This window comes from Bradyrhizobium uaiense (assembly GCF_010811875.1).
Taxonomy (GTDB): domain Bacteria; phylum Pseudomonadota; class Alphaproteobacteria; order Rhizobiales; family Xanthobacteraceae; genus Bradyrhizobium; species Bradyrhizobium uaiense.
This window is the reverse complement of sequence record NZ_VKHP01000118.1, coordinates 1-19,176: the sequence shown is the minus strand read 5'-3', so window position 1 is coordinate 19,176 and position 19,176 is coordinate 1. Positions and strand designations below refer to the sequence as shown.

The window sequence follows — 19,176 nt, the reverse complement described above, 5'->3', positions numbered from 1 at the left end:
TACCGGCGCCCCAGGACGCCGCTCCAAGACGCCGCCCGGAACGATTACGCGAGCTTGACGGTCTCGGTCTTGTAATCCTTGCCGAGGGTCTCGAACACCTTGGCGACGATGCTCTTGGCGTCGAGGCCCGCGCGGGCATACATCGCCGCCGGCGAATCGTGGTCGAGGAACACGTCGGGCAGGATCATCGAGCGGAACTTGAGCATGCCGCTGTCGAGCATCGCGTTGTCGGACAGGAACTGCATGACATGCGAGCCGAAGCCGCCGATCGAGCCTTCCTCGATCGTGATCAGGATCTCGTGGTCGCGGGCGAGCTTCATGATCATCTCTTCGTCGAGCGGTTTCATGAAGCGCGCGTCGGCGATCGTGGCGGAGAGGCCGTGGGCAGCGAGCTCGTCGGCCGCCTTCTCGCACTCGGCGAGGCGGGTGCCGAACGACAGCAGCGCGACCTTCTTGCCCTCGCGAATGATGCGGCCCTTGCCGACCGGCAGGGGAACGCCGACTTCCGGCATCTCGACGCCGCGGCCTTCGCCGCGCGGATAGCGCAGCGCACTCGGACGATCGTTGATCGCAACCTGTGTCGCCACCATGTGAACCATTTCCGCCTCGTCGGAGGCGGCCATGATCACGAAGTTGGGCAGACAGCCGAGATAGGCGTTGTCGAACGAACCGGCGTGGGTCGCGCCGTCGGCGCCGACCAGGCCGGCGCGGTCGATTGCGAAGCGGACCGGAAGGCTCTGGATCGCGACGTCATGGACCACCTGGTCATAGCCGCGCTGCAGGAAGGTCGAGTAAATCGCGCAGAACGGCTTGTAGCCTTCGGTGGCGAGGCCGGCGGCGAAGGTCACCGCGTGCTGCTCGGCGATGCCGACGTCGAAGGTGCGGTCCGGGAACGCCTTGTTGAAGATGTCGACGCCGGTGCCGGACGGCATCGCCGCGGTGATGGCGACGATCTTGTCGTCCTTCTCGGCCTCCTTGACGAGGCTCTGGCCGAACACGTTCTGGTAGGCCGGCGCATTCGGCTTGGCCTTGGCCTGGGTGCCGGTCGCGACGTCGAACTTGACGACGGCGTGGTATTTGTCGGCGGAGGCTTCGGCCGGGCCGTAGCCCTTGCCCTTCTGGGTCACGACATGAACCAGGATCGGCCCGGTCTCCATGTCGCGGACGTTCTTCAGCACCGGCAGCAGATGGTCGAGGTTGTGACCGTCGATCGGGCCGACATAATAGAATCCGAGCTCCTCGAACAGCGTGCCGCCGTCCATCATGAAGCCGCGGGAATATTCCTCGACGCGGTTGGCGCGGTTGGCGAGGATCTTCGGCAGACGCTTGTTGATCTGCTTGGCGGCCTCGCGCAGCGAGCGGTAGGTCTTGCCCGAGTAGAGGCGCGACAGATAAGCGCTCATCGCACCGACCGGCGGCGCGATCGACATGTCGTTGTCGTTGAGGATCACGATCAGGCGCGAGTTCATCGCGCCGGCGTTGTTCATGGCCTCATAGGCCATGCCCGCTGACATCGCGCCGTCACCGATCACGGCGATAACGTTGTTCTTGCCGCCGGAGAGATCGCGCGCCACGGCCATGCCGAGGCCGGCCGAAATCGAGGTCGAGGAGTGCGCGGCGCCGAACGGATCGTAGTCGCTCTCGGTCCGCTTGGTGAAGCCGGAGAGACCGCCGGCGGTGCGCAGGGTGCGGATGCGGTCGCGGCGCCCGGTCAGGATCTTGTGCGGATAGGCCTGGTGGCCGACGTCCCAGATCAGGCGGTCGCGCGGGGTGTCGAAGGTGTAGTGGATGGCGGTGGTCAGTTCGACCACGCCGAGGCCGGCGCCGAAATGGCCGCCGGTCACCGACACGGCGTCGATGGTTTCCTGGCGGAGCTCGTCGGCAACCTGCCGAACCTGCTCGACCTTCAACTTGCGCAGGTCATCGGGCGTGTGAATAGTGTCAAGAAGCGGCGTTTTACTAAATGTGGTCACAGCGAATTTCCAATTTTTGCCTGTCGGAACGAACCGCCCGACGCGAGATGGGTTGGCGCGCACATCGCGCAGCGAATGCCAGACATCGGGTGCCGCCCCGGCAGACCGTGCCTGGTTGTAAGCCTAGATTCACTCCGGATTGGACCACGTGATACGCATCACCTTGGTCGGTCTTCACCCGTCCCGGTTCAGTTTTGTCGAACCATTTGAGGTGCATGCCGCCCGAATAATTCGGGCCGCCCGACACCCTCAAATGCCCATAGAACTGGAAGCATTACACCAAAGCCGTAACCAAAGCCAACCCGATAGGCGGCGCAGGGTTCCTATGCGCTGTCTTGAAAAACCTAGACTTTTCAACGCTTGGGGCCGGAAGCGGGTTCCAATTTGGCCATTTTAGCGGCAGCCGGCCGGTCCGGATTGGCCTGATTCGCGGCCACACTCCATCGCCGCAGGCGCCCCGCGGCGTTCTGGACAGCCGGAAATACGCAGCAACAATTGCCCGCCCTGGCGGACATCGTGTCGCACGATCGAGGGCTCCGAGAGCCTATTCCGCTCCGATGGAATCGGAACGGGCGCTACTGCACGTCGAGCGGCTCGGTGCCGGTCGCCTGGCCCGAGGCGTCGGTGGTGATCTTGTCAACGCGGGCTTCGGCCTGGCGCAGCAATTCCTCGCAGCGCCGCTTCAGCGCCTCGCCGCGTTCGTAGATCGTAACCGATTCCTCAAGCGGGACCTTGCCGTCCTCGAGCCGCTTGACGATCGATTCGAGTTCCTCGATCGCGCGTTCAAAGGTCAGCTTCTTGACGTCGGCTTGAGTGTTTTCGGCCATTCTTTGCGTTCCCGATTGCGTGGATCAGATCGCAACCTGATCTTGTCGTCCAAACATGACCTGTCGCAGGCCATGCTTGCCCCGGCGCAGAATCAATCGAATTTTTGCGGGCGTATTGTGGCGGGTATTCAGGCGCCCATCAATGCGGTGACATGAGATGCCACCGATTCTTTCAGGCCCTCGAGGTCGTAGCCGCCCTCCAGCACGGAGACGACGCGGCCGCCGGCGCTCTTGTCGGCGAGATCCATCAGCTTGCGCGTGACCCAGCCGAAATCCTCGCCGGTCAGGTTGATCGAGGCCAGCGGATCGCGGTGATGCGCGTCGAAGCCGGCCGAGATGACGACGAGTTCGGGGGAAAATTTTTCGAGCTGCGGCAGGATCAGGTTCTCGAAGGCGAAGCGGAACTTGGCGCCGCCGTCGCCGGGCGCCAGCGGCGCGTTGACGACGGTGTCGTGCTCGCCACGCTCACCGGCCGCGCCGGTGCCGGGGAACAGCGGCATCTGGTGCGTCGAGCAGTACATCACGGTCGGGTCGGCCCAGAAGATATCCTGCGTGCCGTTGCCGTGATGGACGTCGAAGTCGATGATCGCGGCGCGCTTGATGCCGTATTTGCGCTGCGCGTGGCGCGCGGCGATCGCGGCATTGTCGAAGAAGCAGAAGCCCATCGGCGTCGATTTCTCGGCGTGATGCCCGGGCGGCCGCACCGCGACGAAGGCGTTTTGATGCTTGCCCTCCATCACCGCATCGGTGGCGGCCACCGCGCCGCCGACGCCGCGCATCACGGCTTCCCAGGTGCCCGGCGACATCGAGGTGTCGCCGTCGATATAGATCATGCCCGAGGTCGGCGCGATGTGGCGCAGCTCGCCGACATAATGCTCGCCGTGACAGAGCAGCACGATGTCGAGGTCACCTTCCGGCGCGAGGTCGCGCACCAGCCCCTTGAAGCGATCCTCCGCCAGCACCTCGGCGACCGCGCGCAACCGGTCGGGGCGTTCGGGATGTCCGGGAGGGGTCAAATGGTTGAGGCAGGCGGTGTGCGTCAGAAGCAGTGTCATGCAAATTCCCGGCGCAAAGGAGGCGCGTGCGAGGAAGGCCCTAATGTAGGCGGTTACCGGCCCTGCGGAAAGGCCCCACTTATCTAGGTTTCCGTCCGTCCAAATGCCGCCAGGAGCCGAGCTCCCTCAGCGTCATTGCGAGCGAAGCGAAGCAATCCACGGCCACCCAGCATGCTGAGGGATGGATTGCTTCGTCGCTTCGCTCCTCGCAATGACGGGGGAACAGGAGCATTTCATATGCGGAATCTCAATTGATCCGTTCGATCCGCTTTCCGGCCGACGGGCCGACCGGGCTGTTGGCCTTGAAGTAGGCATAGAGCGCATCGACGTCGTAGATGCCGAACTGCTGCGCTGTTCCCTCCTTGAACACCGTGAAGCCGTCGCCGCCCTCGGCGAGATAATTGTTCACGGTGACGCGGTAGCTCGCGGCGGGGTCGATCGGCTTGCCGTCGAGCGACATCCGCGCGGCGATGATGCGCGCGCCGTCGCCCTTGCTCGCATCCCACGCATAGGCAAAGCCCTTCGAGACCTGCAGGGCCCGCGGCCGCTTCGGGTCGGCCCATTGCTGCTCCAGCACGTCCTTGAGCTGCTTGCCGGTCAGCGTCATCGTGACGAGCTGGTTGCGGAACGGCTGGCTGGCGAAGATGTCGGCGTAGGTGACCGCGCTGTCCTCGCGCTTGACGATATCGGTGCGCACGCCGCCGGGATTGGTGAAGGCGATCACCGCGCCGCCATTCGGCTCCGAGCTGGTCGCGCGCAGTTGCGCGTCGGCGACGATATCGCCGAGCGGGCTTTCACCGGTCTCGCCCGGCGTGCGCGAGAGCGTTTCCGTAACCGAGCCGGCCGCGCGGTTGGCGATCGGCGCGGCCAGCCGGTCATAGGATTCCAGGAGCGCGCTCTGCTCCGGGTCCTTGGCCGTGCCGCTGATCTTCACGATGGTGTTGTCGGCCTTGGCGCTGATCACATCATGGCTCTTCGGATCGAGCTGAAGATCGATCGCGGTGACCAGCGTGCCGTATTTGTCGCCCGACGTGACGAGCCGTCCGTCGATCTCGCAGACATAGGCCTGGTGGGTATGGCCTGATATCACGACGTCGACCGCGTGATCGAATTTCTTCACGATATCGACGATCGGGCCGGAGATCCCTGGGCATTCATTGTAGTCGCCGGTCGGGAAGCCGCCCTCGTGGATCAGCACCACGATGGCCTCGACGCCCTTCGCCTTCAGCTCGGGGACCAGCGCATTGACGGTCTCGGCCTCATCGCGGAAGTCGAGGCTCGCGACGCCGGCCGGCGACACCAGGTTCGGGGTGTTCTTCAGCGTCAGCCCGATGAAGGCCACCGGGATGCCGTCGAATTCCCTGATCTCGTAGGGCGGAAAAACGGTCTTGCCGGTGGTCTTGTCGAAGGTGCTCGCCGCCAGATAACGGAATTTCGCGCCGGTGAAGGGATGCGGTCCCTGGCACTTGTCGACCGGGTGACAGCCGCCATTCTGCATCCGCAGCAGCTCGTCCTTGCCCTCGTCGAATTCGTGATTGCCGACCGAGGAGATCGCAAGCCCCATCATCGAGAGCGACTCGATGGTCGGCTCGTCGTGAAACATCGCCGACAGAAACGGGCTCGCGCCGATCAGGTCGCCGGCGGCAACGAAGATGTTGTTCTTGTGTCCTTCGCGCAGCTGCTTGACGACGGTTGCCACGCGCTCGGAACCGCCGGCGGGCACCATGATCTTCTTGGTGGCGTCGGCGGGATCGGTGATGCGGATGCCGCCCGGCGGCGGCCGCAGATAGCCGTGGAAATCGTTGATCGCGAGAATGCGCAAGTCGACTGGGGCTACGCCCTGCGCCAGGCAGGGGCTTGCTGCGGCGAGGCCAAGCGCGCAGAGCGCGGCGAGGGGCGTGAGGCGGGGCTGTCTCATGACCTGTCCATGGAACACACGATCATGGCGCGACGCCACTACAATTTTGCGACGCTTCGTTTCGATCCCGACGCTTCGTGTCAATCTTTGAGGCGCGCCATGAAGGCCTTGAAGGCGGCAATCGCTTCGTTGGAGCGCATCCGCTCGCTGAACAAATGGTTCTCCTGCTCGATGCGGCGGGTGACGTCCTCCGGCGGCAGCCGGATCAGGCGCCGCGAGGTCGCCACCGCCTCGGCCGGCAGCGCACAGATCTCGCGCGCCACCTTGTGCGCTTCGACCTCGGCATGTCCCGGCGCCACCACGGTGTTGACGAAGCCGGCGACGCGGGCGTCGTCGGCCGACATGGTGCGGCCCATCACCAGCATCGCGAAGGCGCGCTGGTGGCCCATCATGCGCGGCATCAACAGGCTGGAGGCGCCTTCCGGCACCAGGCCGAAATTGGAGAACGGCGTCGAGAACAGCGCGGTCTTGCTGGCCAGCACATAGTCGCAGTGAAACAGCATGGTGGTGCCGATCCCCATCGCGACGCCGTCGACCGCAGCGATGATCGGCTTCACATTGTGCGCCAGTGAATACAGGAACTTGACCAGGTCGGACGCGGGCGGCGTCTCGCCGGTCGAGGTGCCCTGCGCCAGCAGGTCCTCGATGTCGTTGCCCGCGGTGAACACGCCGGAGCCGCCGGTGATGATCAGGCAGCGGATCTTCGGATTGTTCTGCGCCTTGTCGATCGCATCGCTGATCGCGCGAAACATCTCCTGGGTGATCGCGTTCTTCTTCTCGGGCCTGCGCAGCCGGATCACGCGCGTGGCGGCTTCGTCGGTTACTATGACATGCGCGGTCATCAAGCGGTCCCAGGTTCGGCCGGCATCGTCGCCGGCGGACATCGTGCCGCTATCCTACATGATCCCGTGAAAGCCCCAAGCGATCCGGGTTGCTTTTCGCAGTGGGCGCGTATGAGAACGGCGCAATGCAGTGCTCTGGCAGTGCTCCGCTCAGCCGCGCCCGACGAACGAGCCGATGCCGCGGCCGATCGCATCGCCATGCTCCAACAGTGCGCCGAGATGATCGCCGGGGACCGACATCGCGTACAGCCCGTTCTCCGCGGCAAATCGCTGCATCGGGGCATGTGGGGCGTCGTCCTGTCCGTTCCAGAGCAGCACCGGCACCCGCGAGGACAGCACCGCGTCCCTGGCGCCATCGACCTGGCCGAGCGCATTGAAGCAGGCGCGCACCCCGTCTTCGAGATCGGACGTCACCCATTCGGCGAGCTCCGGCACGGTGCGGCGGGCGAAGGTGATGAATGCGCCATAGGTCAGCGGGCCGGCGTTGCCGCGCGGCAATCCGGTGAGAAAATCCCAGCCGCCGATCGCCAGCGACGACAGCCGCGACGGGAAAAACCGCGCAACGCCGACCGCGACCCAGCCGCCCATCGAATGCCCGACCACATGCGCGCGCTCGCCGCCGAGATCGTCGATGACCGCGACGATGTCGCCGGCACGCTGTTCCTGATCGTAGAGTTCCGGATCGGCGGGCTTGTCGCTTTGGCCATGTCCGAGCGAATCGACGCAGACCACGCGAAAGCGATCGGCAAGCGCATCGACCACGCCGCACTGCTTCCAGCTCGCGGCATCGAGCAGCAGGCCGTGCTGCAGCACGATTAGCGGCCCGGATCCTTCGACGGTGTAATGGATGCGCTGGCCCCGATGATTGGCAAAAGGCATTGATAGAGTTCCCCACGTTTCACCAGAGGTGAGCGCAGAGACCGGCGTATTCAAGGCCCGCGGTCAGAATCGGGAACCTGCTCGATCACCCGATTGTGTAGAACCTGGCTTTCAACCGCCCCACACGGTGGCTTCGCTCCAGCCGAGCTCGGCGAACTCGGCTGCGCGGAGCGGGGCTTCGCCGGCGGAGAAGAATTCGTCGAGCTGCGGCGGCTTCACCGCGGTCTCGGAGAGCATCGCGTGGGCCTGGCCGCGATGATGGATCTGGTGCTGGAACAGATGCATCAACAGGCGGTCGCGCCGCTCGGTCTGCACGGAGCTGTCGCGATTGACCTTGACGACATCGTCGAGCCGCTCGGGCGTCAGCGCATCGCAGTGAACGATCAATCGCTGGTCGATCGCGCGCTGCGCGCGCTTCAGTTCGGCGACCGACGGGTAGGGCACTTCGTTGGCCCATGCTTTCGGCCCGAGCCAGCCGCCTTCGAGCGCGTCGACGTAGAAGAGGTCAATGACATGGATGTGGTTCAGTGTCGCCTGCAGGCTCGGGAAGAACCCGGTCCGCGCCGCGGCGAATTCAGCCTGGCTGAGACCGGCGCATGCGGTGAGCAGGCGATGATTGGCCCAGGCATTATTATGCGCAGAAGCTCGAAAGGTCTGAACCAGGCTCGCGGGCATGTCGGTCCTCACGGGATTTGAAGGGATCAGGCGGGCACTCCGGCCAGCCGGCCGACCCGCAACAGCAGGAGCTTCAGGATCGGGGATTTGTTGGCCTTGTGATGGGCGATCACGAGATCAAGCGTCGGCGCCTCGCCCTGCACCGGGCGGGCGGTGATGGTGTCGGGCAGATAGCGCGCCGTGTAGGCCGGCAGCAGCATCACCGCATGGGTCGAGGTGATCATCGATATCGCGTGCACGACATTATGCACCTCGTGCTCCGGCCTGAGATCGATGCCGGCGCGGTTGAAATACTCCAGCACGACACGGCGCACCGCCGGCGCCGATTTGGACGGCAGATAGAAGGTCTCGTTGACGATGTCCTCCGGCGCGACGGTCGTCTGCGCGGCCAGCCGATGGTTGTTCGGAAACACGAACACCAGCGGATCGGTGCGCACGCGCTTGCAGGCGAGGTCTTCCATGTTGTCGTCCGCGCGCATGAAGGCGGCATCGAGCTTGCGCCGCATCAGGGCCTTGGCCAGCAAGGGTGAGTAGTCGCTCGACAGGCGGATGTCGATGCCGGGAAATTCATCGCGCAGGATGCGGTTCACCTCAGGCAGCAGGTCGATTTCGGCGCCCGACAAAAATCCAAGCGAGAAGACAGGCTTCGGCGGCTGCGCCGCGCGCTGCGCCGCCTCCTTGGCTGCCTCGGCTTGCAACAGCGCCATGCGGGCATGGTCGAGAAACGCCCTGCCGGCCGCGGTCAGTTCGATGCCCTGCGCGCCGCGGTTCAGCAGCTGCACGCCGACCTCCTGCTCGAGATCGCGGATCTGCCGGCTGAGCGAGGGCTGCGAGGTGTGGAGCTTCTGCTCGGCGGCAACGGTCAGGCTGCCCGCATCGGCCACGGCAACGAAGTAGCGCAGATGCCGGAGCTCCATCACCGTCTCCCAATCACAAATTTCGAAGTTTCGTTGCCATCTCTCGCAGGCATGGGGCCAGCTTACAAAGTCTTTTTCAAGCCAGCCAGTGCTCTCTATAGCGAAGCGTAGTCGCGTCGCGGGCTCTGCCTTGCAGGCAGAGGCCCCGCGCGAGGCCAGACCGGAATTTGCGTATGCGGATAAGCCCTGGAGCATTGCTGTTGTCGCTGCTGCTGCTGGCAGGGCTCGGGGGCGCAGCGGCGCAATCTTCCGGCAATCAAGTGAGGGCAAGCGCCATGGATACGGACGTCGCAACGATCAAGCAGGCCCTTGCCGGAAGCTGGCAGAGCATCGCGCCCGAGATCCGGCCGAGCAAGAATCCGGATGGCTCGATCAAGCCGTTCTATCTCCAGCGCGCCTTCATTTATCAGTCCTCCGATCGGTTTGAGCTCGTGGTCGTCAATTCCGCCGATCCGTACGGCAAGGTGCCGCTGGCGCGGATCAGGATCGTCGGGCACATGCAGTGGCAGGGTGCGCATCCGATCGCGCCGGGCGCGCAGAAGGTCGATTTCATCGCCGACGAGGCCTATGAGGTGACGCCGCTGGCGCAGGGCTTTGCCGACGTCCTCAACAAGGTCGCCTCGGCCGGCTACGTGTCGTGGGCGGTCGACGCACCGCAGAGCATCTTCGGCAAGTCCTTCGCGCCGTTTGCGCTGAAGGAAGGCGCGAACTTCATGGAATACGATCTCGTCTATCTCAAGGGCGACCTGCTGTTCTGGGGCGCCCGCAATGTCGACGGCCGCGGCTTCGACACCGAGCAGAACCGGCCGACCAATCTGCAGATCCCGCTGGTTCGCAAGTGATCCCGTGCTTGCGCTGGTGACCTGATCCTTGCATAGCTAGTTTCATCGTGATGCACTTCGTCTGAGGGCGGCAGCAGATGCAACTGGCAAAGAACGTGATTGATCTCGGCCTTTCCTTCAACGATCTCGAGCCGATGTTGCGGTTCTGGCAGCAGGATGCCGGGCTCCGCTTCGATCACATGCAGCCGATCCGCCGCGGGCAGAAGCAGTACCGGCATGACGCACATGGCTCGGTCATCAAGCTCAACCATCATGTCGAGCCGCTGCCGGACGCGGCGCCGAGCGGCTATCGCGAACTGATCGTTGCACGCGAAGGTGTCACGGCTCCGCAGCGCATGGCCGATCCCGATGGCAACAGCGTTTGCCTGGTGACACCTGGACATGACGGCATCACCCAGATCGCCGTTGCGATGGTGGTGCGTGACCTTGCCGCGCATCGCAGGTTCTACGGCGAGATTCTCGGTTTTGCCGAGCAATCATGGTCGGGCGGTCCGGCGTTTCGCCTCGGCGACAGCCTCATCCTGCTTAGTGAAGATCGGGCCGCGACCGTCGATCCGATCAGGTCGGCGCGCGGCTGGCGCTATATCACCCTGCAAGTCACCGATATCGATGCCGTGCATGACGGGCTGCGCGCCAAGGGTGTGCGCGAAGGCCTTGCGCCGGTGACGCTCGGCGAGGTCGCGCGGATTTCCATGATCCTCGATCCCGACGGCAACTGGATCGAACTGTCCCGCCGCGCGTCGATCGTCGGCAGCCTGTCCGACCACTAGACGGCACGCATCCGCATCTTAGGAACTTTCAACTGCCATGTGGGGCGCTCCGCGGACTGTCACAGCGGACATTTCGCATCGGCGGGCGCGCCCGGTGTTCTGTGCCCTTGCAGGAACGATCGACGGTCGGTTCTCTTGATCATGGTGATGACCCGCTACTATTTCGATCTTCGCGATGGTGATGACTTGGCGATCGACGAGGAGGGCCTGGAGATGCCCAACCTCGCGGCGGTTCGAGAAGAGGCCGCGCGAACTTTGGCCGACATGGTTCGCGATTCCATCACTGGTCAGAATCTCGATCAGATCGCAGTCGAAGTGCGGGATGACAACGGGCCTGTGCTTGACGGAGCTTTCGCGTGGCGCCTTCGCCGGCCGAATTCTTGACGCTCGGTTGCGTGCCGACGCACCTAACGCCGCGTTATGCCCCGGTCGAGGCTGACCTGAAACAGCGGCCCTTCGTCCGTCCGGACCTCGAACGCCAGCAGACTGTGTTTGTCCAAGGGCGGGTTGCCTTTCGCCATGCTGAGCAATGACTGCATCGCTTCGTGGGCGGCGGTCTCCTCGTCGCGCAGCTCGATGCCCTGCCTGTCGGCATAGAGTTCCTCGCCGTTGCGAATGTCGAAATAGTAGCGGGTTGCCATTTGCGGCTCCCTCTTTGCGATGGGAGCTGCCCAGGCTCTCGAGTGCCGGCGCGCTGAATTCACCCGGCAGCGCCGCACTCTGCGTCAGGAGGTCCGAATTTGCTACTCAACAATGATATCGGTTCCAGGAACCGATATCATTGAACCGCTCACCCACTCGCTCAGGTGACCCGCTATCGTCTTCCGGCTACGATCTCAAACGCTTGAACCGCGAGAGATAAATCCCGGAACTGGCAATTGCACCTTGCATAGCTGAGATAAGTGTATACTTCTGTTGGATCGACTGGCCTTGAGCCTTGTAGATCGGTCCGTGTGGACCCTTTTCCAAAGACATCGTCGGATGAAGGTGAGTACGCGTGCTTGCAGCACTGCGGCTGAGCTTTTGTCATGTTGTTGATCGGCTGCCGTTTCACGGATGTACTGGAATGGCAGTGCGGCCCGCTCTGTCACCGATAGAGCGGGCTTTCGTATTTGCGCGCTCAACGTACCCAAAGCGTTTCGAGCGAAGTGGGTACCGGTTCGCGTGAAGAAAGCGCGTCAAAACGAGAAGCTGGAACTTCGGTTCTGATTCAATCAGAACCGAAAGTGCTCTAGCGCCGCGAGAGGTGATCCATTGCAGGTTCTTGTCAGGGACAACAATATCGACCAGGCGTTGCGCGTTCTGAAGAAGAGGCTGCAGCGCGAGGGCGTCTTCAGGGAGATGAAGCGCCGCCGATCGTTCGAAAAGCCTTCGGAAAAAAGGATTCGAGAGAAGGCCGAGGCCGTGCGGCGAGCGCGCAAGCTTGCCCGCAAGCAGGCGATCCGCGAGGGATTGATTGCGGCTCCGCCGAGGAAGCCCAAACTGTCGGCGCCAAAATTTCCTGCGCCGGGGCGATCGCCACCGCGAACGAGTGGCTCGCCGGAGCGTTAGTCCGCACCGCAATCCCGTTGGAGGGAGGGTGCAAGATGAAGCAGCGACCTTATCGAGGCAACGGATGCCTCCAGGAACGTCTCTCCGATGAAATCTGCCGTCGGCGAGACCAGGATCGGCATGTTCGATCGAAGGACGAAAAGCGACGGCAGCGTGCGCAGAATCTGGCCGGCACGGCTATCAACACGATGGTGGATCATTCGGCCAGCCGGATCGACCAGTCCGCCCGCAAGCGTGATTTGTTGGACGGCCCCAGGGAGTTTCGCTCGTCTCGCCGGGATCGCTGACAAAGCGGTCCCGTGATGGCGTGGGCAGCTCTGCTGCGACCGTTAACCCGGTCGGGATTCGACGGCGGTGTCGCCATTGCCGCAAGGACGGCTAATGCCCCCGCCACTGACTTGCCCGACGGCGCAAGCTCCCGTCCTCATCTTCAGCTGTCATCGCCCGGCTTGCCGCCTTCGCTAAAGCTTCGGCGCGCCAGGGATGCATGGCCTCGTCGGAGCCATGGCGGAGACGGGACCGGGCGATCCAGTACGCCGCGGCCTTTCGGCTCAAGCACAGGCGTCTCTGGAATGCTGGATCGCCCGCTTTCGCGGTGATGACACCGCGAACGTGCTGACACTAGGCCAGCACCGCGTCCGCGCCGGTCACCGCCTCGGCGCTCTCCGTCACGGTCTTCTCCAGCGACGGCGCCTGCACGGCGATGTTCTCGGCAAAGAAGCGCGCCAGCGCGACGTAGCGCTGCGGCTCGGCTTCGCCTTTGGCCTTGGCAGCCAGCGCCTCGCCGGCAAGCATGCAGCCGCCGAGCGTGGCGCCGAACAGCCGCAGATAGGGCGTCGCACCTGCCAGCGCCTCGTTCGGCGCGGCGGCGAGCCGCTCGAGCAGCCATTTGCTGGCGCGCGCGAGCGCGGCGTGGGCGTCGCGCAGCTTGGCGCCGGTGGTGCCGAACGCCGGATCGTTGGAGGTCTCGACCTGCTTGATGGTGGCGGCGAGTTCGTCGAGCAGCGCCCACACCGAGGCGCCGCCATTGGCGCCGAGCTTGCGGGTGACGAGGTCGATCGACTGGATGCCGTTGGTGCCTTCGTAGATCGAGGTGATACGGGCATCGCGGTAATGCTGCGCGGCGCCGGTCTCCTCGATGAAGCCCATGCCGCCATGGACCTGGACGCCGAGATAGGCGACCTCGTTGCCGATATCGGTGGAGAAGGCCTTGGCGATCGGGGTCAAGAGCGCGCCGCGCGCGGCCGCGTCGGCGCGGACCTTGGCGTCCTTGGCACGGACCGAGACGTCGAGCGCGACCGCGGTGGCGTAGCAGATCGTGCGCGCCGCCGCCGTCATGCTGCGCATCTGCATCAGCATGCGCTTGACGTCGGGATGCACGATGATCGGATCCATCCCGTCGCCCTTGTGGCCGAGCGCCTTGCCCTGGCGGCGCTCCTGCGCATAGGCCAGCGCCTGCTGATAGGCGCGGTCGGCAATGCCGACGCCCTCGAGGCCGACGCCGAGGCGCGCCTGGTTCATCATCGTGAACATGCAGCGCATGCCCGCATTTTCCTCGCCGATCAGGAAGCCGATCGCGCCACCCTTGTCGCCCATGGTCATGGTGCAGGTCGGCGAGGCGTGCATGCCGAGCTTGTGCTCGACGCCAGAGGCATGAATATCGTTGCGCGCGCCGAGCGTGCCGTCGGCATTGACCAGGAATTTGGGGACAAGGAAGAGAGAAATGCCCTTGGTGCCGGCAGGCGCATCGGGCAATCGTGCGAGCACGAAGTGCACGATGTTGTCGGTCATGTCGTGCTCGCCATAGGTGATGAAGATCTTGGTGCCCTTGATGCGGTAGGTGCCGTCAGGCGCCCGTTCGGCGCGGGTGCGCAGCGCGCCGACGTCGGAGCCGGCATTGGGCTCGGTGAGCTGCATCGTGCCGGTCCATTCGCCGGTGACGAGCTTCTCGAGATAGATCTTTTTCAGTTCGTCGTTGCCATGGGCATCGAGCGCCTCGATCGCGGACAGCGTCAGCAGGGGGCAGAGGCCGAACGCGACATTCGACGCGCTCCAGATCTCGGTGCAGGCGGCGTTGATCGCGAGCGGCAGGCCCTGGCCGCCGAACGCTTCCGGCCCCGACACCGCGTTCCATCCGGCCGCGGTCCAGCGCTGATAGGCGTCGGGCCAGCCCGGCGCGGTCGTCACCTTGCCGTTGTCGAGCTTGATGCCGTGCTCGTCGCCGACCTTGTTCAGCGGCGCCAGCACATCGGAGGCGAACTTGCCGGCTTCTTCCAGTACCGCAGCGGTAATATCGCCGTCGAAATCGCCGTAGTGGCCGGCCTCGACGGCGGCGGCGAGCCCTGCGCCGTGATTGAGGGACAGCAGGATATCGTTGATCGGTGCGCGGTAGGTCATGGCGTTACTCCCGACGAGGCGTTTGGAAATTGTCTTCCCATGAAACCGGCGGCCTCTCAACTGTCCGAGCGGACACCGCGCGGTCTGTTTCGGTCACCGCGGCGTTGGCCCCCTAGAAAGAGCGGCGGCATCAACCTGCGGCTTTCCTGTCTTTTCGATCGCCGCCCTGTTGAAATGGCCTGTTGCACCCTATAGACCGACGTTGCCCTCGATCGGCGCGTTGGGGCGTAGCCAAGCGGTAAGGCAGCGGATTTTGATTCCGCCATTCGGAGGTTCGATCCCTCCCGCCCCAGCCATATTCAAGACATTGAATTGATTAAATAAATTGCTTTGGCGCATCAAAAATTTTCGACGCGTTTGGAAATTCAGTTCAGCCCGCATTTGGAAATTCTGTGCTTGGTTCGTTTCTGGATGAATCGCGTGCGCGAAGCACAACAGAATTGAGCGACGCTCAATTCGTCAGTCGGGCGCTAGCTAGAATGCTGCTGACGAATTCGAACTTTCGACTGTTCAGGCTTGTGACGCCGCGGATGCCGGCGGCGAAAATGCCACCGACCGTTTGCAGCGTTGAACGGAGCTCGAAGTCTATCTTTGCGAGCCGATATTGGTCTTGGTCGCTGGAGACATTTGGCGCGTTTCATCGCCAGGCGATTCCGCTCCGTCAGCAATCTGCTGCTGATCAAGTTCCTTCTGCGCCAGGAGATGCGCGTGTCGCTTCCGGGTCGCGGCTAACGCTCGCGCCATCGTCTCCTTGGCGTAACCACGATAGGCCTGTGCGGTCTTGTGTCCGGAAAGCGCGCGTCCCTGGCCGTCCGTCAGTTCGGCTTCCTCAAGCTCGGTCATGCCGCCGTGTCGACAGGCATCGAGCGTGAATAGCTTGGAAACGCCGTCGATCTTCTTGCGCATCTGCTGTACGACCTTTTCCATGCCGGGATAGGACCACACTTTGGCGTCGCCCTTGCGCTCACCCCTTTCAACCCGACGCATGATCATCGGGACGCCAAGCTTGGGCAGATGGCTCAAAACGTCCTCCGCTTCCGCATAAAACTTGACGGTCTCTCCTTCGACAGTCTCTTCGAGCGGGTGCCAGACCAGCGCCTTGTTTTTGTGGTGCTCGATACGCACGGCATGCGGCCAGTTCTTGCTGCGGTAGTCAGGCCAAGTCAAAAACCCGGCCACCACGTTCTCTGGCCGTTGCAGCCATTCGAAGCAGATCACTGCGACGGCCGCCGGTTCAGGCCGGCCTTCCTTGATGCAACCCCACGCGAACTTGTACACCTCCTCGCGGGTGACCGCGTGTTTCTTGGTCCTGGTACGACTCTTTAGGGTGAAATCGTCCCAGGGGTTCGGGTGTTTCTTATCGAACAGCTCCGGGTGCAGCCGACGCATGACCCGCCAAACCTTTCGGCAGAGCGCAACCACCTTTTCTCCCTGACGCAGTCTAATGCCGTTCGGGCCGTTGATGATTTTGTCGTAGATCTTATCAGCGGCTCTTGGCGTGACTTCCAGTATCTGCCGTTCGCCGATCCGGCGTCCGCTCTTGCCGACGGTGTCGCAGATCAATTGCATGATCCGTTCGTAGTCGGGGCGCGACCGAGGTGAAACCTTTTCAGTATACGCCTTCTCCGTCTTGTATTGCCTGAATAGCCAATCGACGGTGCCGTAGCGCGAGATCTTTCCTTGCTCGTCGGGCTGCCCTCTGCGCTGTTTATTCCACTCATCGAACCACGCATTGAGTGTGGCGGCGCGTCCGCCTTTCCCGTCATCGCCGCATGCGGCTTCGTAGCACGTCCCAAGTGGCTCATTCGCCATCTCGCAGCCGAGATTGCGGTAATGGGTCGGGATCCGGAAGTAGAATGCGGCCGAACCGCGGGCAAGCCGACGTACCTCCACGAAGCGTGGAAGTGGACGCTCTAGGGTCACAAATCCTCGGCGAGGTCGCCCGACACGATGTCCGGCGCAATAGCTCGGTCCAGATCGTCTCTCAACCACAGCTGACGCCTCCCTTCTTTCACACGTGGTCGAGGATACTCCGTCCCGACTCGTTTGAGAAAGGCTTCGGCAGTCGGCTCTCCGCAATATCCTGCTGCTATTGCGGCTGGCATACGGCGTGGCCAAGAACCTGCGGGAATTATGGCGGGACGAGCCATCGTTAAAGGATCAACAACGTGACTGCGGAAATCCGTCGAGCGCTTTGCTCGCCCGGTGAAGATTGATGATGCCAATTATGAACCAGGATAGAAACCGCGGCCGCAGCCAAATCGTAGAGAAGGAAAGCCCAGCGTATTCAATAGGTGTGTTAGGTTAACTCCACGTGACGTCCGAGTTCAGACTGATTGTCGAGCTGGAGCGAGCTGCATGCTGTTCGACCCATATACCGAGCGCGCAATGTGGACGATCTAGGTGTGAGCTTTCACGAAGATTGTCCTTCGGGTCTAGACTGAGGGAGCTTAGCTTGCGAAGCTTCAGTTTTCCCAGGGGCGTCCAGATGGACATCCACAAGAAATGCCCAGCGAGGGGGCTCACTCTGTCCGACGGGCGGCGAACCTAGGCGGGGGTACGAAGTTCGTGAGTTCGATTGCCCCGAGGATCATCAGCTCTCAACGGACTTCGACCATCTCCTCGTTGCGAGAGGTTATCTTCGCCGCGCCAGCGCGCCTCGCTGCTGCTCCGGGAAGAATCGCGAAAGTGGTCTTGCGGATTGCGCGCTGGACTCCCTGCGTTGCCGGATGACCAGTCTGCCCATGACGGGCAGGGCGGTGAGCTAGGTGTTGAGGCCCTTTCTATTGTCATGAGGCCAGATACCGCCGAACGCGCCTTCCTTTTCCCGTCACGACAAAGACTGAAGAACGCGATCAGCTCTATCGCGAGACCGTAGGGGTCGTGTCACAAGTGGAGTCAGGCGGCTCACGGCGCGTTGAGATCGATCAATGGGGCGCAGCAGGTCTTGAACCTCTTGCCGCTCGAGCAAATGCAAGGGTCATTGGCCTTAGTCCTGATAGCTAGATCGACGAGTATCACTGCAAATGCCATATGTTGCTTGTCCAAAAGCGCCTTGAGCAAGCCGCGATCGATCCGAATCTTGTCGCCCAATGAGTGCTGCTCCAATGTGGACTGGAAAGGTCGCTCGCTATAATCCATCCCTCCACATTCTTGAAGACGCCCAAGCTTCGTTTGACGTTGATGAGACGCGTCCTGCCCTCATAGTCGTAAACTCTTTGTGGATCGGGCAAGAAAAGAACGTCAAACTCCCCATGGATGTGCGGCGTGACGTCGATCAAGGCGTTTCCGTCGTTCCAGACGGCGTGATGCTCGGCTTCGACGAAAACCCGGGGCCACTCCCAGATGAGCCACCCGTAGGTAATCGAACCGCCGTCCTTTGCGACCTTCGCCTGGACGTTGTGGAAGCACTCGCCAATGACAGTGCCGCTCCCAGAGCGAACGGGAACACGCACCGGACGATGGTCCGGACTGAGTTCGTCACAGAGTGAAGCAACGGCCGCCGAGATCGAGTTCGGCGTGGTCGTGAAACGCTTCGTGAAAATCTCAGCTTTGACGCTCGCCATCAAAGTTCTCGTGCGGTGAATAGCAGTCTTTCACCTGTGGCAGGTACCGGTCGATGATGGCCTGCGTCAGCTGCTCGCCTCGTTTGGCCAACAATGGGAGGTTCTTGGCGGAAATCGGCACAAAGTCCGTCGGATACTGACGGTCGTCGCGCCGCATTAGATCGGGCGGAAGGAGGGCAAACGGTGGTCCTGCTGGCCGAGATGGACCTTCCCGGAGCCGTCGAGGTCGCCGGTTTCGATATGGCCGTTGGCTCAAAGAGCATTCTGACAAATGGAAATTTCCTAATGATCTCAATGAGAATCGAGGGTGTCATCTGTCAGGATGCATTAAATTTGAAGATTTCCAAACTGACTCCGAGAGGGCTGATTCTCGACCGGCCTTCGTTTGCGTGCGATAGGAAAGGAGATCGCGCGATTGCTGAATGCCATGACTAACTTAACGAGTTGAAAGGCCCTTTGAGGTTGAAAACGACCCTTTCAATCCACAACATTACCATAAGCCGTTGAAATCGCGCCAAATGCAACCGCTCTCCGAGCGCACCATAAACCCAGGTTCGTCCCAAAAGTCGTCGGCCGCCGTAGCCTGCGAGGGTACTGCCTATATCAGTTTGGGCACGTTGCCTTGCCCGATATTGCTCCTTGCCGGTTGTTGCGACCATGACGTCGAGCTATTGCCGTTGGCTGATCGACCGGCGCGCATCTTGAGCCCGAGCCCAAGCCCACGCATTGAAGGTTTCGCAGTTGGCAAAACTGAGATCACGGCAGAGTGATTTGTCGGCCAAGCAATACGTGCTGTGTACCCCTATTGTGCCCCGATTGCTTCGGGGTACATTCGGTGGGAGAAAAACCAATAACTAGTTGATTTGTTGAGCTTAATGGTGGACGCACAAGGGATCGAACCTTGGACCTTTCCCGTGTGAAGGGAACGCTCTCCCGCTGAGCTATGCGTCCGGGATATGTGACG

Annotated in this window: 20 protein-coding genes and 2 tRNA genes; 7 read left to right on the top strand and 15 right to left on the bottom strand. The window is 62.5% G+C overall.

Features of this window, described 5'->3' with window-relative positions; translation table 11 throughout:
* Window positions 1-44 precede the first annotated feature (44 nt).
* The 8 genes from dxs to FNJ47_RS25525 all read right to left on the bottom strand — a co-directional run bounded on the left by dxs (window position 45) and on the right by FNJ47_RS25525 (window position 9,086).
* Window positions 45-1,973 carry a 1-deoxy-D-xylulose-5-phosphate synthase gene (gene dxs / locus FNJ47_RS25560; RefSeq protein ID WP_163158069.1) on the bottom strand — a complete coding sequence of 643 codons (1,929 nt, stop codon included), beginning with the start codon at window positions 1,971-1,973 and terminating at the stop codon, window positions 45-47.
* Between the two features lie 575 nt (window positions 1,974-2,548).
* Complete coding sequence (locus FNJ47_RS25555; protein ID WP_163158068.1) at window positions 2,549-2,800, bottom strand: exodeoxyribonuclease VII small subunit; 252 nt, start codon at window positions 2,798-2,800, stop codon at window positions 2,549-2,551.
* Between the two features lie 128 nt (window positions 2,801-2,928).
* Window positions 2,929-3,855: a histone deacetylase family protein gene (locus FNJ47_RS25550; RefSeq protein WP_163158067.1), complete on the bottom strand. Its 927-nt coding sequence runs from the start codon at window positions 3,853-3,855 to the stop codon at window positions 2,929-2,931.
* 247 nt (window positions 3,856-4,102) lie between these two features.
* Complete coding sequence (locus FNJ47_RS25545) at window positions 4,103-5,773, bottom strand: bifunctional metallophosphatase/5'-nucleotidase (protein ID WP_163158066.1); 1,671 nt, start codon at window positions 5,771-5,773, stop codon at window positions 4,103-4,105.
* Window positions 5,774-5,853: 80 nt separating this feature from the next.
* Window positions 5,854-6,615: a crotonase/enoyl-CoA hydratase family protein gene (locus FNJ47_RS25540; protein WP_163158078.1), complete on the bottom strand. Its 762-nt coding sequence runs from the start codon at window positions 6,613-6,615 to the stop codon at window positions 5,854-5,856.
* Window positions 6,616-6,765: 150 nt separating this feature from the next.
* Entirely contained in the window at window positions 6,766-7,494 is a 729-nt protein-coding gene (locus tag FNJ47_RS25535) for an alpha/beta fold hydrolase (RefSeq protein ID WP_163158065.1), read from the bottom strand.
* A gap of 111 nt (window positions 7,495-7,605) precedes the next feature.
* Window positions 7,606-8,169 (bottom strand): DinB family protein, encoded by a 564-nt coding sequence (locus FNJ47_RS25530; protein WP_163158064.1) that lies wholly within the window; start codon window positions 8,167-8,169, stop codon window positions 7,606-7,608.
* A gap of 26 nt (window positions 8,170-8,195) precedes the next feature.
* Complete coding sequence (locus FNJ47_RS25525) at window positions 8,196-9,086, bottom strand: LysR family transcriptional regulator (protein WP_163158063.1); 891 nt, start codon at window positions 9,084-9,086, stop codon at window positions 8,196-8,198.
* A 275-nt stretch (window positions 9,087-9,361) separates the two neighbouring features.
* On the opposite strand from FNJ47_RS25525, the gene FNJ47_RS25520 reads away from it, so the two are divergent.
* From FNJ47_RS25520 to FNJ47_RS25510, 3 genes are all read left to right on the top strand, one after another.
* Entirely contained in the window at window positions 9,362-9,928 is a 567-nt protein-coding gene (locus tag FNJ47_RS25520; RefSeq protein WP_163158062.1) for a hypothetical protein, read from the top strand.
* Between the two features lie 77 nt (window positions 9,929-10,005).
* Window positions 10,006-10,698, top strand: coding sequence for a VOC family protein (locus tag FNJ47_RS25515; protein WP_163158061.1), 693 nt, complete (start codon window positions 10,006-10,008; stop codon window positions 10,696-10,698).
* Between the two features lie 147 nt (window positions 10,699-10,845).
* Window positions 10,846-11,082 (top strand): DUF6894 family protein, encoded by a 237-nt coding sequence (locus FNJ47_RS25510; protein WP_165445855.1) that lies wholly within the window; start codon window positions 10,846-10,848, stop codon window positions 11,080-11,082.
* 23 nt (window positions 11,083-11,105) lie between these two features.
* Here FNJ47_RS25510 and FNJ47_RS25505 read toward each other — a convergent pair whose 3' ends face one another.
* Complete coding sequence (locus FNJ47_RS25505; RefSeq protein ID WP_163158060.1) at window positions 11,106-11,339, bottom strand: DUF6894 family protein; 234 nt, start codon at window positions 11,337-11,339, stop codon at window positions 11,106-11,108.
* 613 nt (window positions 11,340-11,952) lie between these two features.
* Here FNJ47_RS25505 and rpsU point away from each other — a divergent pair.
* Both rpsU and FNJ47_RS25495 read left to right on the top strand, forming a co-directional pair.
* Window positions 11,953-12,249 (top strand): 30S ribosomal protein S21, encoded by a 297-nt coding sequence (gene rpsU, locus FNJ47_RS25500; protein WP_163158059.1) that lies wholly within the window; start codon window positions 11,953-11,955, stop codon window positions 12,247-12,249.
* A 35-nt stretch (window positions 12,250-12,284) separates the two neighbouring features.
* Entirely contained in the window at window positions 12,285-12,536 is a 252-nt protein-coding gene (locus FNJ47_RS25495; RefSeq protein ID WP_163158058.1) for a hypothetical protein, read from the top strand.
* A gap of 334 nt (window positions 12,537-12,870) precedes the next feature.
* On the opposite strand, the gene FNJ47_RS25490 is transcribed toward FNJ47_RS25495, so the two are convergent.
* Window positions 12,871-14,646, bottom strand: a complete 1,776-nt coding sequence (locus FNJ47_RS25490) for an acyl-CoA dehydrogenase family protein (protein WP_163158057.1) — start codon at window positions 14,644-14,646, stop codon at window positions 12,871-12,873.
* Window positions 14,647-14,867: 221 nt separating this feature from the next.
* On the opposite strand from FNJ47_RS25490, the gene FNJ47_RS25485 reads away from it, so the two are divergent.
* Window positions 14,868-14,942 (top strand) — tRNA-Gln (locus FNJ47_RS25485).
* A gap of 289 nt (window positions 14,943-15,231) precedes the next feature.
* On the opposite strand, the gene FNJ47_RS25480 is transcribed toward FNJ47_RS25485, so the two are convergent.
* The 4 genes from FNJ47_RS25480 to FNJ47_RS25465 all read right to left on the bottom strand — a co-directional run bounded on the left by FNJ47_RS25480 (window position 15,232) and on the right by FNJ47_RS25465 (window position 18,369).
* Window positions 15,232-16,569: a hypothetical protein gene (locus tag FNJ47_RS25480; RefSeq protein WP_163158056.1), complete on the bottom strand. Its 1,338-nt coding sequence runs from the start codon at window positions 16,567-16,569 to the stop codon at window positions 15,232-15,234.
* Window positions 16,570-17,553: 984 nt separating this feature from the next.
* Window positions 17,554-17,679 carry an SEC-C metal-binding domain-containing protein gene (locus FNJ47_RS54775; RefSeq protein WP_430649416.1) on the bottom strand — a complete coding sequence of 42 codons (126 nt, stop codon included), beginning with the start codon at window positions 17,677-17,679 and terminating at the stop codon, window positions 17,554-17,556.
* Window positions 17,664-18,212 carry a hypothetical protein gene (locus tag FNJ47_RS25470; protein ID WP_163158052.1) on the bottom strand — a complete coding sequence of 183 codons (549 nt, stop codon included), beginning with the start codon at window positions 18,210-18,212 and terminating at the stop codon, window positions 17,664-17,666. The genes FNJ47_RS54775 and FNJ47_RS25470 overlap by 16 nt, the downstream gene beginning before the upstream one ends.
* Window positions 18,193-18,369, bottom strand: a complete 177-nt coding sequence (locus FNJ47_RS25465) for a hypothetical protein (RefSeq protein WP_163158054.1) — start codon at window positions 18,367-18,369, stop codon at window positions 18,193-18,195. The genes FNJ47_RS25470 and FNJ47_RS25465 overlap by 20 nt, the downstream gene beginning before the upstream one ends.
* Before the next feature lie 26 nt (window positions 18,370-18,395).
* Here FNJ47_RS25465 and FNJ47_RS25460 point away from each other — a divergent pair, with 26 nt between their 5' ends.
* Window positions 18,396-18,647: a hypothetical protein gene (locus FNJ47_RS25460; RefSeq protein WP_163158053.1), complete on the top strand. Its 252-nt coding sequence runs from the start codon at window positions 18,396-18,398 to the stop codon at window positions 18,645-18,647.
* 441 nt (window positions 18,648-19,088) lie between these two features.
* On the opposite strand, the gene FNJ47_RS25455 is transcribed toward FNJ47_RS25460, so the two are convergent.
* Window positions 19,089-19,163, bottom strand: a tRNA-Val gene (locus FNJ47_RS25455).
* Window positions 19,164-19,176 lie beyond the last annotated feature (13 nt).

Coding starts and splice junctions, on each gene's coding strand:
- FNJ47_RS25505 (WP_163158060.1), bottom strand. CDS start 11,339: ATGGCAACCCGCTACTATTTCGACATTCGCAACGGCGAGGAACTCTAT.
- FNJ47_RS25540 (WP_163158078.1), bottom strand. CDS start 6,615: ATGACCGCGCATGTCATAGTAACCGACGAAGCCGCCACGCGCGTGATC.
- FNJ47_RS25470 (WP_163158052.1), bottom strand. CDS start 18,212: ATGGCGAGCGTCAAAGCTGAGATTTTCACGAAGCGTTTCACGACCACG.
- FNJ47_RS25535 (WP_163158065.1), bottom strand. CDS start 7,494: ATGCCTTTTGCCAATCATCGGGGCCAGCGCATCCATTACACCGTCGAA.
- FNJ47_RS25495 (WP_163158058.1), top strand. CDS start 12,285: ATGAAGCAGCGACCTTATCGAGGCAACGGATGCCTCCAGGAACGTCTC.
- FNJ47_RS25465 (WP_163158054.1), bottom strand. CDS start 18,369: ATGCGGCGCGACGACCGTCAGTATCCGACGGACTTTGTGCCGATTTCC.
- FNJ47_RS25555 (WP_163158068.1), bottom strand. CDS start 2,800: ATGGCCGAAAACACTCAAGCCGACGTCAAGAAGCTGACCTTTGAACGC.
- FNJ47_RS25550 (WP_163158067.1), bottom strand. CDS start 3,855: ATGACACTGCTTCTGACGCACACCGCCTGCCTCAACCATTTGACCCCT.
- FNJ47_RS25525 (WP_163158063.1), bottom strand. CDS start 9,086: ATGGAGCTCCGGCATCTGCGCTACTTCGTTGCCGTGGCCGATGCGGGC.
- FNJ47_RS25515 (WP_163158061.1), top strand. CDS start 10,006: ATGCAACTGGCAAAGAACGTGATTGATCTCGGCCTTTCCTTCAACGAT.
- FNJ47_RS25490 (WP_163158057.1), bottom strand. CDS start 14,646: ATGACCTACCGCGCACCGATCAACGATATCCTGCTGTCCCTCAATCAC.
- FNJ47_RS25545 (WP_163158066.1), bottom strand. CDS start 5,773: ATGAGACAGCCCCGCCTCACGCCCCTCGCCGCGCTCTGCGCGCTTGGC.
- FNJ47_RS54775 (WP_430649416.1), bottom strand. CDS start 17,679: ATGGCATTTGCAGTGATACTCGTCGATCTAGCTATCAGGACTAAGGCC.
- FNJ47_RS25520 (WP_163158062.1), top strand. CDS start 9,362: ATGGATACGGACGTCGCAACGATCAAGCAGGCCCTTGCCGGAAGCTGG.
- FNJ47_RS25530 (WP_163158064.1), bottom strand. CDS start 8,169: ATGCCCGCGAGCCTGGTTCAGACCTTTCGAGCTTCTGCGCATAATAAT.
- FNJ47_RS25510 (WP_165445855.1), top strand. CDS start 10,846: ATGACCCGCTACTATTTCGATCTTCGCGATGGTGATGACTTGGCGATC.